Here is a 15,903-nt window from a genome sequence, read left to right on the forward strand (position 1 = left end):
CCCTCATCGTCACCCTCCAACTGGTGTACGCGCCGGACGCCGAGCAGACCTTCGTCAACTTCTTCGTCCCGTCGCTGCTGCCCGTCGGATTGCTGCTGCCGGTGCTGGGCATCCTGTCCATCACCAGCGAGTGGTCGCAGCGCACCGCGTTGACCACGTTCGCGCTGGTGCCCCAGCGGGAACGGGTGATCGCCGCGAAGCTCGTCGCGGTGGTGCTGGCCGCCCTGGCCTCAGTGCTGGCGAGCCTCACCCTCGCCACCGTCGCCACGCTGATCGCCGACGCCACCGGCGGCGCGGGCAGCTGGCGGGTCGAGGGGTCGCTGATCCTGCACGCCGCCGTGCTCCAGGTGGCCAATGTGCTGTTGGGCGCCGGGTTCGGCCTGCTGCTCCTGCACACCCCGCTGGCCATCGTGGCCAACCTGGTGCTGCCGATCGCCTGGTCGATCGTGGGCGAGCTGGTCCGGCCGCTGAACCGCGCCGCCGAGTGGCTGGACACCGGGCGCACCATGGAGCCGTTGTTCGGAGCCGAGATGACCGCCGGGCAGTGGGGGCGACTCGGGGTGTCGCTGCTGGTGTGGCTGGGCGTACCCCTGCTCGCCGGGCTGGTCCGCACGATGCGTCGGGAGGTGGCATGACGGCGTACGGCACGCCGACCGTGGTCAGCGGCGGTGCCGGAGAGCTGCTGGTGCTCTGGGGCGGGATCCCGGTGCTCGGCGGCGCGGCGGGTGGCCTGCTCGCCTTCGGTGCGGGCTGGGTGGCCGGCCTGCCCTGGGCGCCGATGCAGGGCCTGTTCCGCCTGGTCGACGGGCTGTCCGAGGGGTACGCCCTGGCCGGCGGGGTGGGGGTCGGCGTACTGGCCGGGATGGTGATCGCCGCGATCGGCACCGCCGAGCGGGTGCGGGTCACCGTCGACGGCACCCGGGTACGGCTGCGACGCGGCAGCATCGAGCGGGAGGTGGGCCGGTCGGAGACCCGGGTGGCCTTCGTCGACGGCAAGGATCTGGTGCTGCTCGACGCGGACGACGGCGAGCTGGCCCGGCAGCGTTCCGATCTGCCGGCCGCCCAGTTGGCCGGGGCGTTCCGTGAGCACGGCTGGCCGTGGGCGGCGGAGGATCCGCACCGGGCGGCGTACCGGCGCTGGGTGCCCGGCCTGCCCGGGCTGCCGGCCGGCGCGGACGCGCTGCTGCGGGCCCGGCAGGAGGCGGTGGAGCACGGCCGGACTGAGGAGGCCCGGGAGCTGCGTGAGGAGTTGGCCCGCTACGGCGTCGTGGTCCGCGACGACGACAAGCGGCAGCACTGGCGGCTGGCCCGGTCGGTCCTGCCACCCGAGTAACGGAACGGGCCGGGCCCTGCAAAGGACCCGGCCCGATCAGCGGAACAGCTCGATCACATCGAGGCGATACCGTGCGCGTGCTTGCCGCCGGCCTTGCCGTGCGACTTGCCCGGCGACTTCACGCCGTTCACGGCCGAGGTGTCGAACGCGAACGTGATCACCGCGGTGGCCACGGCGTCGGCGTTGACGTCGAGGGCGAAGACGTTGACGTTGCCCTTGAGCTTGTACTTGGCGTTCAGGGCCCCGTACAGCGCGGCGTCGGCACCGTCGGCGACCGGCGTCAGGCTGTCGCAGGCCTGGTGGTAGCAGGGGTCGTAGGACTCCCCCTCCAGGCCACCGAAGAGGGCGACCTCGGCGGCCGTCTTACGGCCCTCCGCACCGGTGAAGAGACCACCGGCGGGGATGTCGACACCGATGAACGCCCCGTAGTCCGACCGGCCAGTGAAGTCGGACGGCACGGTGGGCAGCTTGCGGGAGGCGAAGAAGTCCTCGAACACCTTCTCGATCTGCGCCGAACCCTCCGGGCCAGGGCCCGAACCCTCCTGCGCGGAGTCATCGCCGTCGTACACCCCGAACACATAGTTCGGCGAGCCGATCATGTCGAAGTTCAGGTAGAGCGCGATGTTCGCGATCTCCTGATCGGTCAGGCTGTCCACGTAGTACTGCGAGCCGATCAGGCCCGCCTCCTCCGCGCCCCACCAGGCGAAGCGAACCGCGTTGTTCGGCTTCACCTTGGCCATCTGCAGCGCGACCTCGAGCAACGCGGCGCTGCCGGTGCCGTTGTCGTTGTAGCCCGGCCCCGCCGGATCCGAGTCGAGGTGCGCCCCGGCCACCACGACGTTGTCGGTGCGGCCCTGCTTGGTCTGGGCGAAGACGTTCTCGGTGGTGCGGATCTCCGAGGTGGTGTCGGCCTCGATCCGGACCACCAGACCCGGCGTTGCCGCGAACTGCGCCCCGGTGTCGTACGAGACGGCGACCGTCGGAATGCCGACCGGCCCGCCGAGCGTGCCGGCGAACAGTTCGTAACGGTCCGCGTTTGCCTCCGGCGTGCCGTTGCCCTGGTTCATGATGATCGCGCCGATGGCACCGGCGGCCTCGGCGTTGACCACCTTGTCGCCGAACGCGCAGGTGCCGCGCTGCATCAGGGCGACCTTGCCGGCCACGTCGACGCCGGCGAAGTCGCTGGCCTCACAGCCGGACGACGAGGCGCGCGGCGGCGTGAGGGCCAGGTCCACCGCCACGACCTGCCCCTGCCCGACCCCGTCGCCGGAGTACTCCATCAGGTCGTAGTCGACGCCGTTGGTGTACGTGGTCGGGTTCGGCGCCACCTGGGCGAACGACGAGCCGAACTCCTCGTAGAACGAGAAGTCGAACTGCTGCCGGGTCACCTGGTAGCCGGCCTTCTTCAGCAGCCCGGCCACGTAGTCGGCGCTGGCGTCGTAGCCCGGAGTGCCGGAGGCACGCGTGCCGTCGTTCGCGTCGGCGATGGCCTGGAACTTGTCGAGGTGCTTGAACACACCCTCGACCGTCACCGCCTTGGTCAGCTTCTTGGCCGAATTGTTGTTCGGGTCCGCCGACGCCGGGCCTGCCAGCGCCACCGTTCCCAGGAGGGCGCCGGCCGCGATACCGGCGAGCACTCTCCTGCCTGAGAAAGGCACCACGATGTGCCACGTCCTTCCTCTATGGGTATCCGGCTCCCCGCACCCCCGTGCGCCGGATGTTTGTGCAATCTTGGTGCACATCGGTGCCAAGGCAAAGTGCCTGTTCAGCCGAGCCAAGTAGCCGTTCGGCCCAGCACGGCACCGGTCGCGGGGATTGCCGGAGCCCGGTCGCCAGCAACCAGGTCCACACGGCACGGCGCGTACGCACCAGCACGGCGTCACTCGCGACTCCGTAGACCTCGGCGATGACGAACGGCAGGGATGATCGAACTCCCACCCGCCCGGCCAGCTACCGTCTCCCCTCTGGGGAGGTACGTCGATGTACGTCGTGTCCGTAATCAACTACAAGGGTGGGGTCGGCAAGACCACGGTGACCGCCAACCTCGGTGCCGAACTGGCCAACCGCGGGATGAAGGTGCTGCTCATCGACCTCGACCCACAGGCCAGCCTGACCTTCGGCTTCTACGATCCGGACGACTGGCGGGAGCGGCTGCGCGACAGCCGGACCGTGAAGCGCTGGTACGACGGCCTACGCGAGGGCAACCCGACGATCAGCCTGGGTGAGCTGGTGGTGTCACCCGGTCCGGCGAACGCCCGGTTGTCCGGCACCGGCCGGCTCGACCTGATCGCCTCGCACCTGCAACTGGTCGACATCGACCTGGCGCTGGCCCGCAGCGTGGCCGGCGGCGAGGAGTACGACGCCGAACTGTTCCGGGTGCGCGGCTCGCTCGCCGACGGGCTGCTCGCCGACGGGCTGGAACCGTACGACATGGTGCTGATCGACTGCCCGCCGAACTTCAACGTGGTCACCCAGTCGGCCATCATCGCCAGCGACCACCTGGTCATCCCGGCCAAGGCCGACTACCTGTCCACACTGGGCATCGACTACCTGCACGGCAACGTGCGGGAACTGGTCGAGCAGTACAACGCCGACGCCCGCCGGTTCGCCACCGTACGCCGGCACCAGAAGGTCGCCCCCGGCGTGGCCGGCGTGGTCTTCACGATGATCCAACTGCTGGCCCGGCAGCCGATCGCCACCCATCAGCGCTACATGGACCAGGTGCGCAACCTTGGCCTGCCGGTCTTCCCGACCGCGCTGCGGGAGAACGTCACCCTCTACGCCACGAACACCCCACGCGGGGTACCGGTGGTGCTGCGCGACCGGGTCACCGTCCCCGCCGTCCGGGACGAACTGCGCCAGCTGGCCACCGAGTTCCTCGACCATCTCCAGCCCGCATGAGCAGCCGCCGGGACGCTGCCCTGGCCAGGGCCGTCGAGTTGCTCGCCGACTTGCCCGACGCCGACCTGACCGCGCTGCTCGACGGCCGGGCCCGGATCGCGGTCGTACCGGTGGCTCCCGCACCGGCCGACCAGCTCCGGCCCGCGAGGACCGGACGCGACGCGCCGGCCGCCGAGCGCGGATCGCCGGGCCGGGACCCGGCCGTCGCGCAGGCCGCGCTGGCGGCCATGACCAGCCGTGCCGAGGGTACGGCGTATCTGTCGGACCGGCCGGTGCGCGAGCTGCGGGCGCTCGCCGCCGGCCTGGGGTTGCGCGGCGTCGGCGGGCTGCGCAAGGCGGAGCTGGTCGAGCGGATCGTGGACGGCACCATCGGCTACCGGCTCACCTCCACCGCCGTGCGGGAGCGCTGACCGGGGAGGCGGACACGCCGGGAACGGCCGACGGGTTTGGCGTGAGAATGCCGGCCTCAGCGGGTATGCCGACCAAATGGCAGGCACGATTCCGGACATCAGGCTGAACGACGGCAACACCATCCCACAACTGGGCTTCGGGGTGTTCCAGATCATCCCGGCGGACACCGCGCAGGCGGTACGCACCGCCCTCGACGTCGGTTACCGGCACATCGACACCGCCGAGATGTACGGCAACGAGGCCGAGGTCGGTGAGGGGGTGCGCGCGGCGGGGCTGGCCCGCGAGGACGTCTTCATCACCAGCAAGCTGAACAACGGCTTCCACCGCCCCGACGACGCCAGAGCTGCCTTCCAGGCGACGCTGGACGCGCTGCGGACCGACTACATCGACCTGTTCCTCATTCACTGGCCGCTGCCGACCCGCTACGACGGCGACTTCGTCACCACCTGGAAGGTGCTGGAGGAGTTCAAGAACGACGGTCGGACCCGCGCCATCGGCGTGTCCAACTTCCAGGTCCCGCACCTGGAGCGGCTGGCCGCCGAGACGGACGTGGCGCCCGCAGTGAACCAGGTCGAGGCGCACCCGTACTTCGCCAACGACGAGGTCCGCGCGTACGGCGCCAAGAACGGCATCATCACCCAGGCGTGGTCGCCGATCGCGCAGGGTGCGGTGCTCGGCGACCCGATCATCGCCGACCTCGCCGAGCAGGTCGGCCGCACCCCGGCCCAGGTGGTGCTGCGCTGGCATCTTCAGCGCGGCGACGTCATCTTCCCGAAGTCGACCACGCCGAAGCGGATCGAGGAGAACTTCCAGATCTTCGACTTCCAGCTGGACGACACCGCGATGGAGCAGATCACCCTGCTGGACCGGGGCGAGGCCGGACGGCAGGGCCCCAACCCGGACACTTTCGACTACATCCCGGCCTGAAAACGCGGCGCCATCGGCAACCGGACAGCCGCCGCTAGATCTGATCTAGCGGCGGCTGCTCGCCGTCTCGCGCCAGTAGGGGGAAGCTGGTCTACAACCACCGCCGGCCACCGTCGTTGAGCAGGCGGTCGGGCACGCGCTTTTTGTCGTACGCGTGCGCTGTGGTGGGGCGGCAGGCGGTGGCGGTGCGGGAGAAGTCGCGACGTGACGCCCGTCCGGCCCGCAGATTCCCAGAGCGGAAGGATATTCAGAGATCATGAGTAGACGCACCACCGGCCTCGCCATCGAGGCCGAGGGTCTGACCCGGTCGTTCGGCGAGACCCGCGCGCTCGCCGGCATCGACCTTCAGGTGCCCGCCGGTGCCGTGTACGGGCTGCTCGGCCCGAACGGGGCCGGCAAGACCACAGCGGTGCGGGTCCTGGCCACGTTGCTGCGCCCCGACGGCGGGCGGGCGCGGGTGTTCGGGCACGACGTGGTCGGCGAGGCTGACGCTGTCCGGGCCCGGGTCAGCCTGACCGGCCAGTACGCCTCGGTGGACGAGGACCTGACCGGCGCGGAGAACCTGGTCCTGCTGGGCCGGCTGCTCGGGCTGCGCAGGCCGGCCGCGCAGGAACGGGCGGAGCAGTTGCTGGCCGCGTTCGGGCTTACCGAGGCGGCCGGGCGGCAGGTCAAGAAGTACTCGGGCGGCATGCGGCGGCGCGTGGACATCGCGGCGAGCATCCTCAACACGCCCGACCTGCTGTTCCTCGACGAGCCGACGACCGGGCTGGACCCACGCAGCCGCAACCAGGTGTGGGAGATCGTCCGGGCGGTGGTGGCGCACGGCACGACCGTGCTGCTGACCACGCAGTACCTGGACGAGGCCGACAAGCTGGCCAGCCGGATCGCGGTGGTCGACCACGGCCGGGTGATCGCGGAGGGCACCCCTGGCGAGCTGAAGTCGTCGGTCGGCTCCGGCAGCGTGCATCTGCGGCTACGGGATCCGGAACAGCGGCCCGAGGCCGAGCGGGTGCTGCGGACGGCGCTGGGCGTGTCGGTGCAGTTGGAGGCGGATCCGGTGGCCATCACGGCCCGGGTCGGCGGGGACGGCAGCGACCTGGACGCCAGCGCACAGGCCGCCCAGGCGCTCGGTGAGCTGTCCCGCGCCGGGATCGTGGTGGACGACTTCTCGCTCGGCCAGCCGAGCCTGGACGAGGTCTTCCTGGCCCTGACCGACCATCCCGCCGTACCGGCCGACGCCGAGCGGGACGACGAACTGGAGGCAGCCCGATGAGCAGCGACACCGCCACCTCGGCCGACCGGGCGCCGGCGGTCTACGTACCGTCGTCCGAGGCGTTGGCGACCGTCCTCGCGCCGGGCGCGCGACCGCCCCGGCCGAGCCCGCTGTCGGCGTCGCTGACCTTCAGCTGGCGCGCCCTTCTGAAGATCAAGCACGTGCCGGAGCAGCTGTTCGACGTGACGGCGTTCCCGATCATCATGGTGCTGATGTTCACGTACCTGTTCGGCGGTGCGCTCGCCGGCAACCCGCGTGACTACCTGCAGTTCTTCCTGCCGGGCATCATGGTGACCAGCGTCGTGATGATCACCATGTACACCGGTGTCGGCCTGAACACCGACATCGAGAAGGGGGTCTTCGACCGGTTCCGGACGCTGCCGGTGTGGCGGCCGGCCGCACTGGTCGGCATGATCGTCGGGGACGTGCTGCGCTACGTCCTCGCCGCGGTGGTGATCCTGACGGTCGGGCTGGTGCTCGGCTTCCGCCCCGACGGCGGCCTGCTCGGCGTGCTGGCCGGGATCGGCCTGCTGGTGGTCTTCTCGTTCGCGTTCTCGTGGGTCTGGACCTTCTTCGGGCTCGTGCTGCGCAGCGAGAAGTCGGTGATGGGGGTCAGCATGATGGTGCTGTTCCCGCTGACCTTCCTCAGCAACGTCTTCGTCAACCCGACCACCATGCCCGGCTGGCTCCAGGCGTTCGTCAACGCCAACCCGATCACGCACCTGGTGTCGTCGGTCCGGGCGGCGATGGCCGGCACGTCGGACGCGTCGAGCATGATGTGGACGATGGCGTGGAGCGTCGTCTTCGTGGTGGTCTTCGGCACCCTGACCATGTACCGCTACAACCGCCGCTGACCCGACTTCCAATCGCGGGGTGGGTGGGACAAACCCCCCACCCGCCCCGCGACACACCCGCCCTGGAGTGTTCCTGGTACGAAAGCGCCCCGCACCGGGCCGTTTCGTACCAAGATCCGGCGGATCCGGTTTTCAGAGGCGCCAGGGGACCGGGGTGGTGGGGAGGTAGCGGCAGGCGGTGCCGGTGGAAATCGTGTCGCGGAGGTGGGCGGCGAGGGGCGGATGTCGCTCGTCGAGGCGGCGCAGCGTTTCCCGGATGCGGGCGGTGACCGTCTTGCGGGCCCGTTCCGCCTCGTCGCCGAGCCGGCGAGGGCGCCCGGCCAGCCCGGCGGCCGCCCGTAACTGGTCGATCAACGCACGCCGCTCGGCATCCAGGGCGGTCGCCTTCGGATCGTCGCCGCGGGCAGCCGCCCGGTCGATCTCGTCGTCGAGCCGTGCCAGGTGGCGCCGGTAGCGGGTTTTCGCCTCGTCGTCGAGCACCTGGTCACCGCCCATCCGTCGGGCGGCGACGAGTTCCGGCCCGGCGGCCGGGTCGAGCAGTTCGACCGAGGGCACGTCGACACCCGGGCGGCCGAGCAGCAGGCGCAGGTCGTGCAGCCCCTTGGCGTCGGGCAGGTACGCCGTGCTGCCGTCGTACGTAAGCCGCCAGACCGCACCGTCGCGACGGAACTCGTACGCCGGACTCGGCGCGGTGCCACTCGACACCGCTCCAGCCGACACCGGCCCAGTCGACACGGAGCCCGATGACACCGCCTCGGTCGACGGCGCGTCGGTGAGCCGGGCGAGCACCTGCCGCATGTCGAGGGCGCGGGCCTCCGGTTCGACTGTGGCGCGCAGGGCGGCGGCGGTCGCCGCGTCGCCCGGACGGCCCCGGTTGGCGAGCGCTTCGGCGAGGGCGGTGCCGGCGATGAGCGACCACGGCCGGGCGCCCATCCGGTCGGCACCGGCGCGGGCGGCGGTGAAACCGGCGACCGCAGCGTCCCAGCGCTGCTCGGCGGCGTCGACAACGGCCAGCCAGTGGTCGACCGGGCCGCTGACCTCGCAGCCGAACATGGCGACCAGCCACTGGCCACGGTACGGCAGCAGGGCCTGCCGGACCTCGGCGCAGCGCGAAGGGTCGGCGGCGGTGGCCTGGGCGCGCAGCCGCTGCCACAGCGGGGAGATCGGCCCGCCGTACCCGGCCGCGGCGGCGTCGAGCTGTGCGGTGAGTCGGGCGGCGGTGTGGTGGTCGCCGCGTTCGGCGGCGGTGATCGCCCGGAGCAGTTCCCGGTGCGGGTGGTCGGTCACGGTGAGCTTGTCGATCAGGGCCTCGGCCTCGTCGAACCGCCCCTGTAGCAGCCGCAACGACCAGCGCAGGTGGTGGCCGAAGAAGACCTGGTCGGCGTGCTCCCACGCGTCGAGGTCACCGAGCTCGGCGTAGTCGGCTTCGGCTCCGGCGAAGTTGCCACGGAAGGCACTGATGATGCCGCTGTCGATGGCGGCGGCCATCCGGTGCCGGGGCTTCTCGGTCTCCCGTCCGGCGGTCACGAAGGCGGTGAGTTCGTCCAGGTAACCGGGGTCGCCGAGTTCGACCAGCGCCACCCAGCGCAGGGAGGTGGACCACAGCTCGGTCTCCCGGTCGCCGGCGCGCCGGGCGACGTCGCGGATCTCCCCGGTGAGGGCGGCGCGGTCGGCCGCGGTGCCCAGCCCCCAGGTGGCGTCGTGCCGGGCCCAGAGACTGAAGGTGAGCGCCTCGTCGTCCTGGCCCTGCCGGGCGAGGGTCTCGGTGGCGGTGATCAGGCCGGTCACGAGCGCGCCGATCGGGGCATCCCGCTCGGGGTCCCCGATGAACCGCTGGTGCGCCTCCCGCACCAGCGCGTCGGTGTCGATGCCGAGACTGGGATTCATCCGGTAGTGGCGCTGGACGGTGACGGCGAACCGGGCCAACAGGGCCGGATCGTCGATGCCCAGCGCCAGGGCGGTGGCGTCGGCGAGCAACAGGCGCGCCTCGTCGCGGTCGCCGGTGTGGAAGAGCCGGTCAGCCAGCTCCATCATGATCTTGACCCGTTGGGGGTCGTCCCGCACGACCTGCAACGCGCGGCGGAAGTGGACGGCCGACTCCTCCAACGCCAGCCGGCAGCTGGCATCCCGGGCGGCGGCAACCAGCAGGTCGGTGGCGCGGGCCGCGTCGAGGCGGTCGCCGGCGAGCCAGGCGTGGCGGGCCAGGTCGGCGGGGATCAGAAACTGGCCCAGCGAGGCATGCTCGTCGACGGCACGGACGACGGCGGCGTGACGGGCCCGGCGGTCGTCGGCGGCGAGACCGTCGTAGAGCGTCTCGCGGACCAGGTCGTGGACGAAGGCGTACCGGTCGTCGCCGCCGGCGAGCACGAGCCGCGCGGTGACCGCGGCGTCGAGGATTTGATCGAGCCGGGCCGGCGCCAGGCCGGCGCTGGCCGCGAGCATCTCACTGTGGAACTCCCGGCCCAGCACGGCGGCGACGGTGAGCGTGTCGACCACCGTGGCGGGCAGGAGATCCAGGCGTCGGCGCACCACCTCCCGTACGCCGGGGGCGAGGCCGCTCACCGAGCCGGCGGTGTGCCACAGCCGGGCGGTCTGCTCGACGAAGAAGGGATTGCCGCCGGTGCGGCGGTGCACGTCGTGGACACAGTCGGCAGCGGGCTCCCGGCCGGCGGTGCGGGCCATCAACGCGCCGACCTCGTCACGGGACAGACCGGTGAGGCTGATCGTGGTGGCCTTGGCCACCAGCGACATCAGCAGCGGCCGCAACGGATGGTCGCCCGACTCGACCTCCGCGTCCCGGTACGTGCCGACGAAAAGCAGCCGCTCGAACCAGGTGTGCTGGGCGGCGAACCGGAGCAGCCGCATCGACGCCGCGTCGGCCCAGTGCAGGTCGTCCAGGACCACCATGACCGGCCGGCGCTGGGAGACGGCGACCAGCGCGGTGGTGACCGCGTCGTAGAGGGCGAACGCCTCCTGCTCGGCCGCGTCACCCTCGCCCGGCAACCCGCCGTCGCCAGGCATTCCGGCCGGCGTCAGCAGGCCCGGGTCGGGGCTCGCCGGGCCGACCGCCTCGCCGAGCAGCAGCGCGAGCGCCGGCTCGGCGGACTCCCGGGCCACCGCCCAGTCGTCGGGCGACCGGCGCAGCCCGCGCAGGATCTGCACCCAGGGCCAGTAACCCGGCGCGCTCGCCGAATCCCAGCAGGCGGCGCCCAGCACCAGCGCGCCCTGCCGGCGCGCCTCGTCCGTGGCGGCGGTCACCAGGGTCGTCTTGCCGATGCCAGGCTCGCCGGTGACCAGGACGAGACCGCCGTGACTGGCCGCAGCCCGGTCGACCTCGGCGCGCAGCAGGCCGGCGGGATGGTCCCGCCCGATCATGACTCCGCCGGACCGCGCCTTCATGGCAACCGACGGTAGCCGACACCGCCGACACCACGGGCGGTCCCGGCGACGACACCGAGTGCATGCACCCGCCGGGGCAGGCGGACTATCCGCGTACCGCCGAGATGCCGGCGGGGTCGGGTGCCGGCGGTGCGGGTGCCGGCCCGGTGCCTGCGGGCCCGATCGCGGCGAGCAACGTGCAGCCGGCCGCAAGCAGGTACGCCACACCGGTCAGCCACGGCACGGCGGTCATCGTGCTGCCCACGCCCTGCCCGGCGAGCAACGCCGTGCCGGTGAACTGGAAGGCGGCGGAGGCGAGCAGCAGGACCACCACGAAGCCGTGGTACGCCCCACGCAGGCCCGCCGCCAGCGCGATGGCGGCGGCCAACAGCAGCACCGCCAGCACGGCGGTGATCAGGGCGTAGAGCCGGTAGCGCAGCGCCTCGTCCGGCTGCCAGTAGTCCTCGATGCCGCCGAACAGGCCGGCAGCCGCCACCGCAGCCAGCGCGGCGGCCAGCACGGCCACCGCCACCGCCACGAACCGCGCCCACCGCCGACGGACCGCGACGGTGCCGGCCAGCAGCAACCCGACGTAGGCCGGCAGCGGCGCCACCTCCACGAAGTACTCGATCAACGGGTGGGGCACACCGGGCAGCTCGGACTTCAGGTAGACCAGGTCCAGTCCGATGACGACTCTGCCGTCGGCGGAGAACCAGGGCAGGGTGAAGGTCGCGAAGGCCACCACGGCGAGGAGCACCAGCCCGGCCCGGCCGGCGCGACTCAGCGTCGATACCGTCACCGGCCCGACCCTAGTCACCCCGTGCGTGCCGCGCTGCCCCGCCACGAGCGGAGGACGGCCGCCAGCTCGATCAATGACGTGTCGCCACGCCGCCGAGGTGGGCCAGGATCGCCTGGTTGGCCTCCCAGCCGTCCGGGAACTTGACCGGCACGTCCAGCTGCGGCGCCTCGGTCGACGGGTGCGCGTCCAGCAGCTCGCCGATGCCCGCCCGGGCCACCACGATGCAGGCCTGCCGGTGCCGGGAGGCGAGCACGCAGAGCCGCCCCGACTCCAGGTGGAACGCGGTCGCGTCCCGTCGACCCGACAGTGGGTGCAGCACGATCGTCACGTCGTACTCGCGGCCCTGGAGCCGGTTGGCGGTGTCGACGGTGACGCCCGCACCGGCCTCGCCCAGGTGCGCCCGGATGGCCGCGACCTGGTCGCGGTGCGCGGCCCCGACGGCGATCCGGTCCGCGGTGACCGGCGCGCCACCGGGCACCTGCTCGCAGACCGCGACCGCGCCCCGCCGCAAAACGCGGACCGCGAGCACGGCACACGCGGCGGCGGCCTCGGCGTCGGTACGCAGCGTGTGCCGTGCCGGCAGCTCGTACAACGCCCAGCCGGTGGCCACCGCCAGCTCCACCGCCCGGTCGACGGCGTCACCCGGCCCGACCTCGGTGAGCTGCAAGGCCCGGTCAGCGGACGCGGTCCCGGCGCGGAACCCGGTGAACGGGTAGAACGCCCGCGACACCACCGCGGCGGCCGAGGCCGGCAGCCGCCAGGACACCGGCAACCGGTGCACCGGCAGCTGCGGGTTGTGCCGCAGCAGCACCGCCACCGCCGACTGCATCGGATCCCAGGTCAGGCCCGCCCACCGCCCGGTCTCCACGGTGGAGAACGGGTCCAGCTGCCCCGGATCCCCCACGAACAGGGCCCGTTCGAACCGGCCGGCCACGCGCAACAGGGCGTCCGAGCGCATCTGGTACGCCTCGTCCACGATCGCCCACGGCCAGGAGCCCTCGGTGACCGTGGCCCATTTGGCGGCCGTACCGATGATCACGGCCGACGCGGCCAGGTCGGTGACCTTCGCGGCGACCCGGACCTGCTCGTGGGCGCGCACCCGCTCCGACGGCCGGTAGTCGCCGGCGGACAGCCGGCCGACCCGCAGCTCGGGCGCCTTCCGGGCGAGCCGGTCGATCAGGTCGTCCACCTGCTCGTTGGTCTGCGCGATGATCACCAGCGGTTCGCCGGCGCCGGCCAGCTCCACGGCGGCCCGCACCACCAGGGTCGACTTGCCGGCCCCCGGCGGCGAGTCGACCACCACGCCCCGATGGTCACCGGAGCGCAGGTCGGCCAGCACGGACGTGATCACCCGCTCGGCCTCGACCGCGGGCGGCACCGCCAGCTGCGACAGCATCAACCCCACCTCCCCACCCGGCGTCCCGCACCCTACCGGCAGCCGCCGACGGGCTCAGCCAAGATCGTGCGCGTACGCCAGGGCGAGCCGCCGGTGCTCGGCGTCGTCGGGGCTGGCGCAGCGTGTCGTCCTCGGGTACGGCCACCAGCGGTAGCGGCGGGTGGGAGTCATGCGCGTCGTCGAGCAGGTGATTGGCCGACACCTGACGCAGAACCTGCTCGTCCACGGCGATCCGACCGGCGTTGACGTCCGCGATGAACCGCTCAGTGGCGGCAGGGTCCATAAGGGTCGACACCCTCGTCCACCATCCTGGTGGCCCAGAACTTGGCCAGCCCGTACCGGCGCTGGTCGGCCATCGCCTCGGCGAACGGGGCGCCGAGCTTGTCCAGAAGGCCGTGCAGCAGATGCTGGTCAGCGCAGCGCCGGGGGAACCAGTCGAGCAGCGCCTCTTCCAGATCTTCGGGCTGCCACCGGCTGAGCAGACCGTCACCGTCGGCCCACCGGTGGTCGAGCAGCGCCTCGACGGTGAACGGGTCCACCGGGCGGCGTTGCCGCCGAGCCCACCGTTCGAACCGCCGGACCAGCCGGTCCCGCCCGGGGATGAAAACATCGTCCGGTGCCGAGGTGTAGACCATCCGCATGCCGGCCGACGGTACCCAATCGGATTCCCTCATCACACGCGGCATGCCGTCACGGCGGCCTTCCCTGGTGGCCGGGTCGAATGGGCGGGTCAGCCCGGGCGGTGTTGTGTCCGTCAAGGGTGATTTCACACAGACATAAATACGTCTGTGTGAAATCGGGCCTTGGAGTGGAGGTAGGCCGAGAGCGTGCACGAAGTCCGCGCCCACCAGCGCGGCGCCCACGGCGAGGGGCCAGGGCCGACCGGCGGGGTCACTCCACCTGCCTTCCGAGCTGACCATCGGTGGCAGTTGCCCTCGTTGATCTCCTATCATGAGCCTTCGTCTCATTCGCGAGGGTGGATACCGTGAACGATCGGATCATGGAAGGTAAGACCGTCGTGATCACCGGGGCCAGCGCGGGCATCGGTGCCGAGGCGGCCCGCCGGCTGGCAACCCTGGGCGCGACCGTGGCGGTGGTCGGCCGGTCGCCCGAGAAGACCGCCGCCGTCGCCCGCGAGGTCGGCGCCGAACCGCTGGTCGCCGACTTCGCCCGGCTGGCGGACGTACGCAAGCTCGCCGACACCCTCCTGGACCGCTACCCCCGCATCGACGTCCTGGCCAACAACGCCGGCGTCGTGCTGTCCAAGCGGAGCCGCACCGAGGACGGGCACGACCTGATGTTCCAGGTCAACTACCTGGCCCCGTTCCTGCTCACCAACCTGCTGCTGGACCGGCTGACCAGCGCCGGGCCGGCGCGGGTCATCAGCACCTCCAGCAACGGCAACCGGTTCGGCGGCGTCGACATCGACGACATCGAAGGCGCCCGCAAGCGATCCGAAATGCTCCGGTACGGCACGACGAAACTGCAGAACATCCTGTTCACCCGCGAGTTGGCCCGCCGTACGCGGGGCAGCGGGCTGACCGCGGCGGCGTTCCACCCGGGCGTGATCCCCAACACCGAGATCAACCGGGCCACGCCGCTGATCGCCGCGCTGGTGCGGAATCGCCTGCTGGGCGGCCTGTCCACCCTCGAGGAGGGTGCCGCACCGCTGGTCCACCTGGCCACGATGCCCGATCCGGAGGCGGCCAACGGCGGTTACTACCACCGCCTCAAGCCCAACGGGCCAGCGCACCGGCAGGCCAAGGACGACCAACTGGCGACCCGCCTGTGGGAGCGCACGGCCGAGCTGCTCGGCGTGCCGGTGGCGTGACCCCGGCCTGGACCGCCGGCACAGGACTTCTATCGACCAGGTTGCCGCCTGCGACGGAAGAGGCAGTGGCCGACGGCGATTGCACCGGCAGCGACGGCCATCCCGACGGCAAGGTAGGCGAGCCGACCAGTCGTGTCGCGCTCGTCCTCGGATCGATCGGAGGGTGCAGACCGAGCCGGATCGTCTGCCACCCGAATGGGTTCCCGGCTGTCTACCGGCGGGCCAGTTGCAATCGCAGCGTGGTACCGGTCATCGACGACGGCCGTGAAGCGGCGGGCACGGCGGGAGGTCTCGGCCTTCATCCGCGGCCCTCGCGCCTCCGCCCAGAAGCGCCGGCCCGCAGCGCCTTTGAAGAACTGGTCGGCGAGGACTTCCAGGTGCGGCTCACTCAGGAGGTCGACCTCCCACATCAACTGCCAGTGGGAGACGATCAGGTTTGTGTAGACGTGCTTACGGAACCACTCCAGGTCCGTCGACTGCCCGATCGGGCCCCAGCACTCAAGCAGCCCAGGGTCGTCGATGGCCATCTTGAGCAGATCGGTGTGCAATGCCCTGAGCGCCTGTTCACGGGCCGCCTTAGCTTCCCGAGCCTGGATGATCAGCGAAGCAACCACACCGGTGAGCGCAAGCCCGGCGAGGATCGCGGACGCGGCTCCGTACGCCTGCCCGACGTTGCCGAGCAGCGGCCAGTCATATCCAGGTCGCTCGGCGGCGTGCCGGGCCACCGCCCGAGCCTGCGTGACCTCCACCCACAGGTCGGCCAGCCGGTGCTTGACCGCCTGGAACGAGCCGACCGGCCG

At 71.7% G+C, this 15,903-nt stretch carries 14 protein-coding genes; 8 read left to right on the forward strand and 6 right to left on the reverse strand.

Features of this window, described 5'->3' with window-relative positions:
- Positions 1 to 635 (forward strand): ABC transporter permease (locus AB0M52_RS16385; protein WP_363953978.1); only part of this gene is annotated, 635 nt, incomplete at its 5' end.
- The gene (locus tag AB0M52_RS16390) at positions 632 to 1,333 is read left to right on the forward strand and encodes a hypothetical protein (protein WP_363953980.1); all 702 of its coding nucleotides are present in this window, start codon (positions 632 to 634) and stop codon (positions 1,331 to 1,333) included. The genes AB0M52_RS16385 and AB0M52_RS16390, both read left to right, overlap by 4 nt.
- A 53-nt stretch (positions 1,334 to 1,386) precedes the next feature.
- On the opposite strand, the gene AB0M52_RS16395 is transcribed toward AB0M52_RS16390, so the two are convergent.
- Positions 1,387 to 2,931, reverse strand: coding sequence for a M28 family peptidase (locus AB0M52_RS16395; protein ID WP_363953982.1), 1,545 nt, complete (start codon positions 2,929 to 2,931; stop codon positions 1,387 to 1,389).
- Positions 2,932 to 3,313: 382 nt separating this feature from the next.
- Here AB0M52_RS16395 and AB0M52_RS16400 point away from each other — a divergent pair, with 382 nt between their 5' ends.
- The 5 genes from AB0M52_RS16400 to AB0M52_RS16420 all read left to right on the forward strand — a co-directional run bounded on the left by AB0M52_RS16400 (position 3,314) and on the right by AB0M52_RS16420 (position 7,699).
- Complete coding sequence (locus tag AB0M52_RS16400) at positions 3,314 to 4,234, forward strand: AAA family ATPase (RefSeq protein ID WP_363953984.1); 921 nt, start codon at positions 3,314 to 3,316, stop codon at positions 4,232 to 4,234.
- Positions 4,231 to 4,644, forward strand: a complete 414-nt coding sequence (locus AB0M52_RS16405) for a Rho termination factor N-terminal domain-containing protein (RefSeq protein ID WP_363953986.1) — start codon at positions 4,231 to 4,233, stop codon at positions 4,642 to 4,644. Before AB0M52_RS16400 ends, AB0M52_RS16405 begins: the two co-directional genes overlap by 4 nt.
- Before the next feature lie 76 nt (positions 4,645 to 4,720).
- Complete coding sequence (locus AB0M52_RS16410) at positions 4,721 to 5,572, forward strand: aldo/keto reductase (RefSeq protein ID WP_363953988.1); 852 nt, start codon at positions 4,721 to 4,723, stop codon at positions 5,570 to 5,572.
- 256 nt (positions 5,573 to 5,828) lie between these two features.
- Positions 5,829 to 6,845 (forward strand): ATP-binding cassette domain-containing protein, encoded by a 1,017-nt coding sequence (locus AB0M52_RS16415; protein WP_363953990.1) that lies wholly within the window; start codon positions 5,829 to 5,831, stop codon positions 6,843 to 6,845.
- The gene (locus tag AB0M52_RS16420) at positions 6,842 to 7,699 is read left to right on the forward strand and encodes an ABC transporter permease (RefSeq protein WP_363953992.1); all 858 of its coding nucleotides are present in this window, start codon (positions 6,842 to 6,844) and stop codon (positions 7,697 to 7,699) included. The genes AB0M52_RS16415 and AB0M52_RS16420 overlap by 4 nt, the downstream gene beginning before the upstream one ends.
- 132 nt (positions 7,700 to 7,831) lie before the next feature.
- On the opposite strand, the gene AB0M52_RS16425 is transcribed toward AB0M52_RS16420, so the two are convergent.
- The 4 genes from AB0M52_RS16425 to AB0M52_RS16440 form a co-directional block, all read right to left on the reverse strand.
- Positions 7,832 to 11,098: an AAA family ATPase gene (locus AB0M52_RS16425; protein ID WP_363953994.1), complete on the reverse strand. Its 3,267-nt coding sequence runs from the start codon at positions 11,096 to 11,098 to the stop codon at positions 7,832 to 7,834.
- A gap of 85 nt (positions 11,099 to 11,183) precedes the next feature.
- Positions 11,184 to 11,876 (reverse strand): hypothetical protein, encoded by a 693-nt coding sequence (locus AB0M52_RS16430; protein WP_363953996.1) that lies wholly within the window; start codon positions 11,874 to 11,876, stop codon positions 11,184 to 11,186.
- A gap of 70 nt (positions 11,877 to 11,946) precedes the next feature.
- On the reverse strand, positions 11,947 to 13,272 hold the full coding sequence (locus AB0M52_RS16435) for an AAA domain-containing protein (RefSeq protein WP_363953998.1): 1,326 nt from the start codon (positions 13,270 to 13,272) through the stop codon (positions 11,947 to 11,949).
- A 263-nt stretch (positions 13,273 to 13,535) separates the two neighbouring features.
- Complete coding sequence (locus AB0M52_RS16440) at positions 13,536 to 13,946, reverse strand: hypothetical protein (protein ID WP_363954000.1); 411 nt, start codon at positions 13,944 to 13,946, stop codon at positions 13,536 to 13,538.
- A gap of 311 nt (positions 13,947 to 14,257) precedes the next feature.
- Between AB0M52_RS16440 and AB0M52_RS16445 the strand changes: the two genes are divergently transcribed.
- Complete coding sequence (locus AB0M52_RS16445) at positions 14,258 to 15,103, forward strand: SDR family NAD(P)-dependent oxidoreductase (RefSeq protein ID WP_363954002.1); 846 nt, start codon at positions 14,258 to 14,260, stop codon at positions 15,101 to 15,103.
- Positions 15,104 to 15,132: 29 nt separating this feature from the next.
- Here AB0M52_RS16445 and AB0M52_RS16450 read toward each other — a convergent pair.
- A partial coding sequence (locus AB0M52_RS16450; protein ID WP_363954004.1) for a DUF6082 family protein occupies positions 15,133 to 15,903 on the reverse strand: 771 nt, incomplete at its 5' end.

Source organism: Micromonospora sp. NPDC051296 (assembly GCF_040682255.1).
Classification (GTDB): Bacteria; Actinomycetota; Actinomycetes; order Mycobacteriales; family Micromonosporaceae; genus Micromonospora; species Micromonospora craterilacus.

What these genes read in the sequence shown, in the direction of transcription:
- AB0M52_RS16390 (WP_363953980.1), top strand. Translation starts at nt 632, where the DNA reads ATGACGGCGTACGGCACGCCGACCGTGGTCAGCGGCGGTGCCGGAGAG.
- AB0M52_RS16400 (WP_363953984.1), top strand. Translation starts at nt 3,314, where the DNA reads ATGTACGTCGTGTCCGTAATCAACTACAAGGGTGGGGTCGGCAAGACC.
- AB0M52_RS16405 (WP_363953986.1), top strand. Translation starts at nt 4,231, where the DNA reads ATGAGCAGCCGCCGGGACGCTGCCCTGGCCAGGGCCGTCGAGTTGCTC.
- AB0M52_RS16410 (WP_363953988.1), top strand. Translation starts at nt 4,721, where the DNA reads ATGGCAGGCACGATTCCGGACATCAGGCTGAACGACGGCAACACCATC.
- AB0M52_RS16415 (WP_363953990.1), top strand. Translation starts at nt 5,829, where the DNA reads ATGAGTAGACGCACCACCGGCCTCGCCATCGAGGCCGAGGGTCTGACC.
- AB0M52_RS16420 (WP_363953992.1), top strand. Translation starts at nt 6,842, where the DNA reads ATGAGCAGCGACACCGCCACCTCGGCCGACCGGGCGCCGGCGGTCTAC.
- AB0M52_RS16425 (WP_363953994.1), bottom strand. Translation starts at nt 11,098, where the DNA reads ATGAAGGCGCGGTCCGGCGGAGTCATGATCGGGCGGGACCATCCCGCC.
- AB0M52_RS16435 (WP_363953998.1), bottom strand. Translation starts at nt 13,272, where the DNA reads ATGCTGTCGCAGCTGGCGGTGCCGCCCGCGGTCGAGGCCGAGCGGGTG.
- AB0M52_RS16440 (WP_363954000.1), bottom strand. Translation starts at nt 13,946, where the DNA reads ATGAGGGAATCCGATTGGGTACCGTCGGCCGGCATGCGGATGGTCTAC.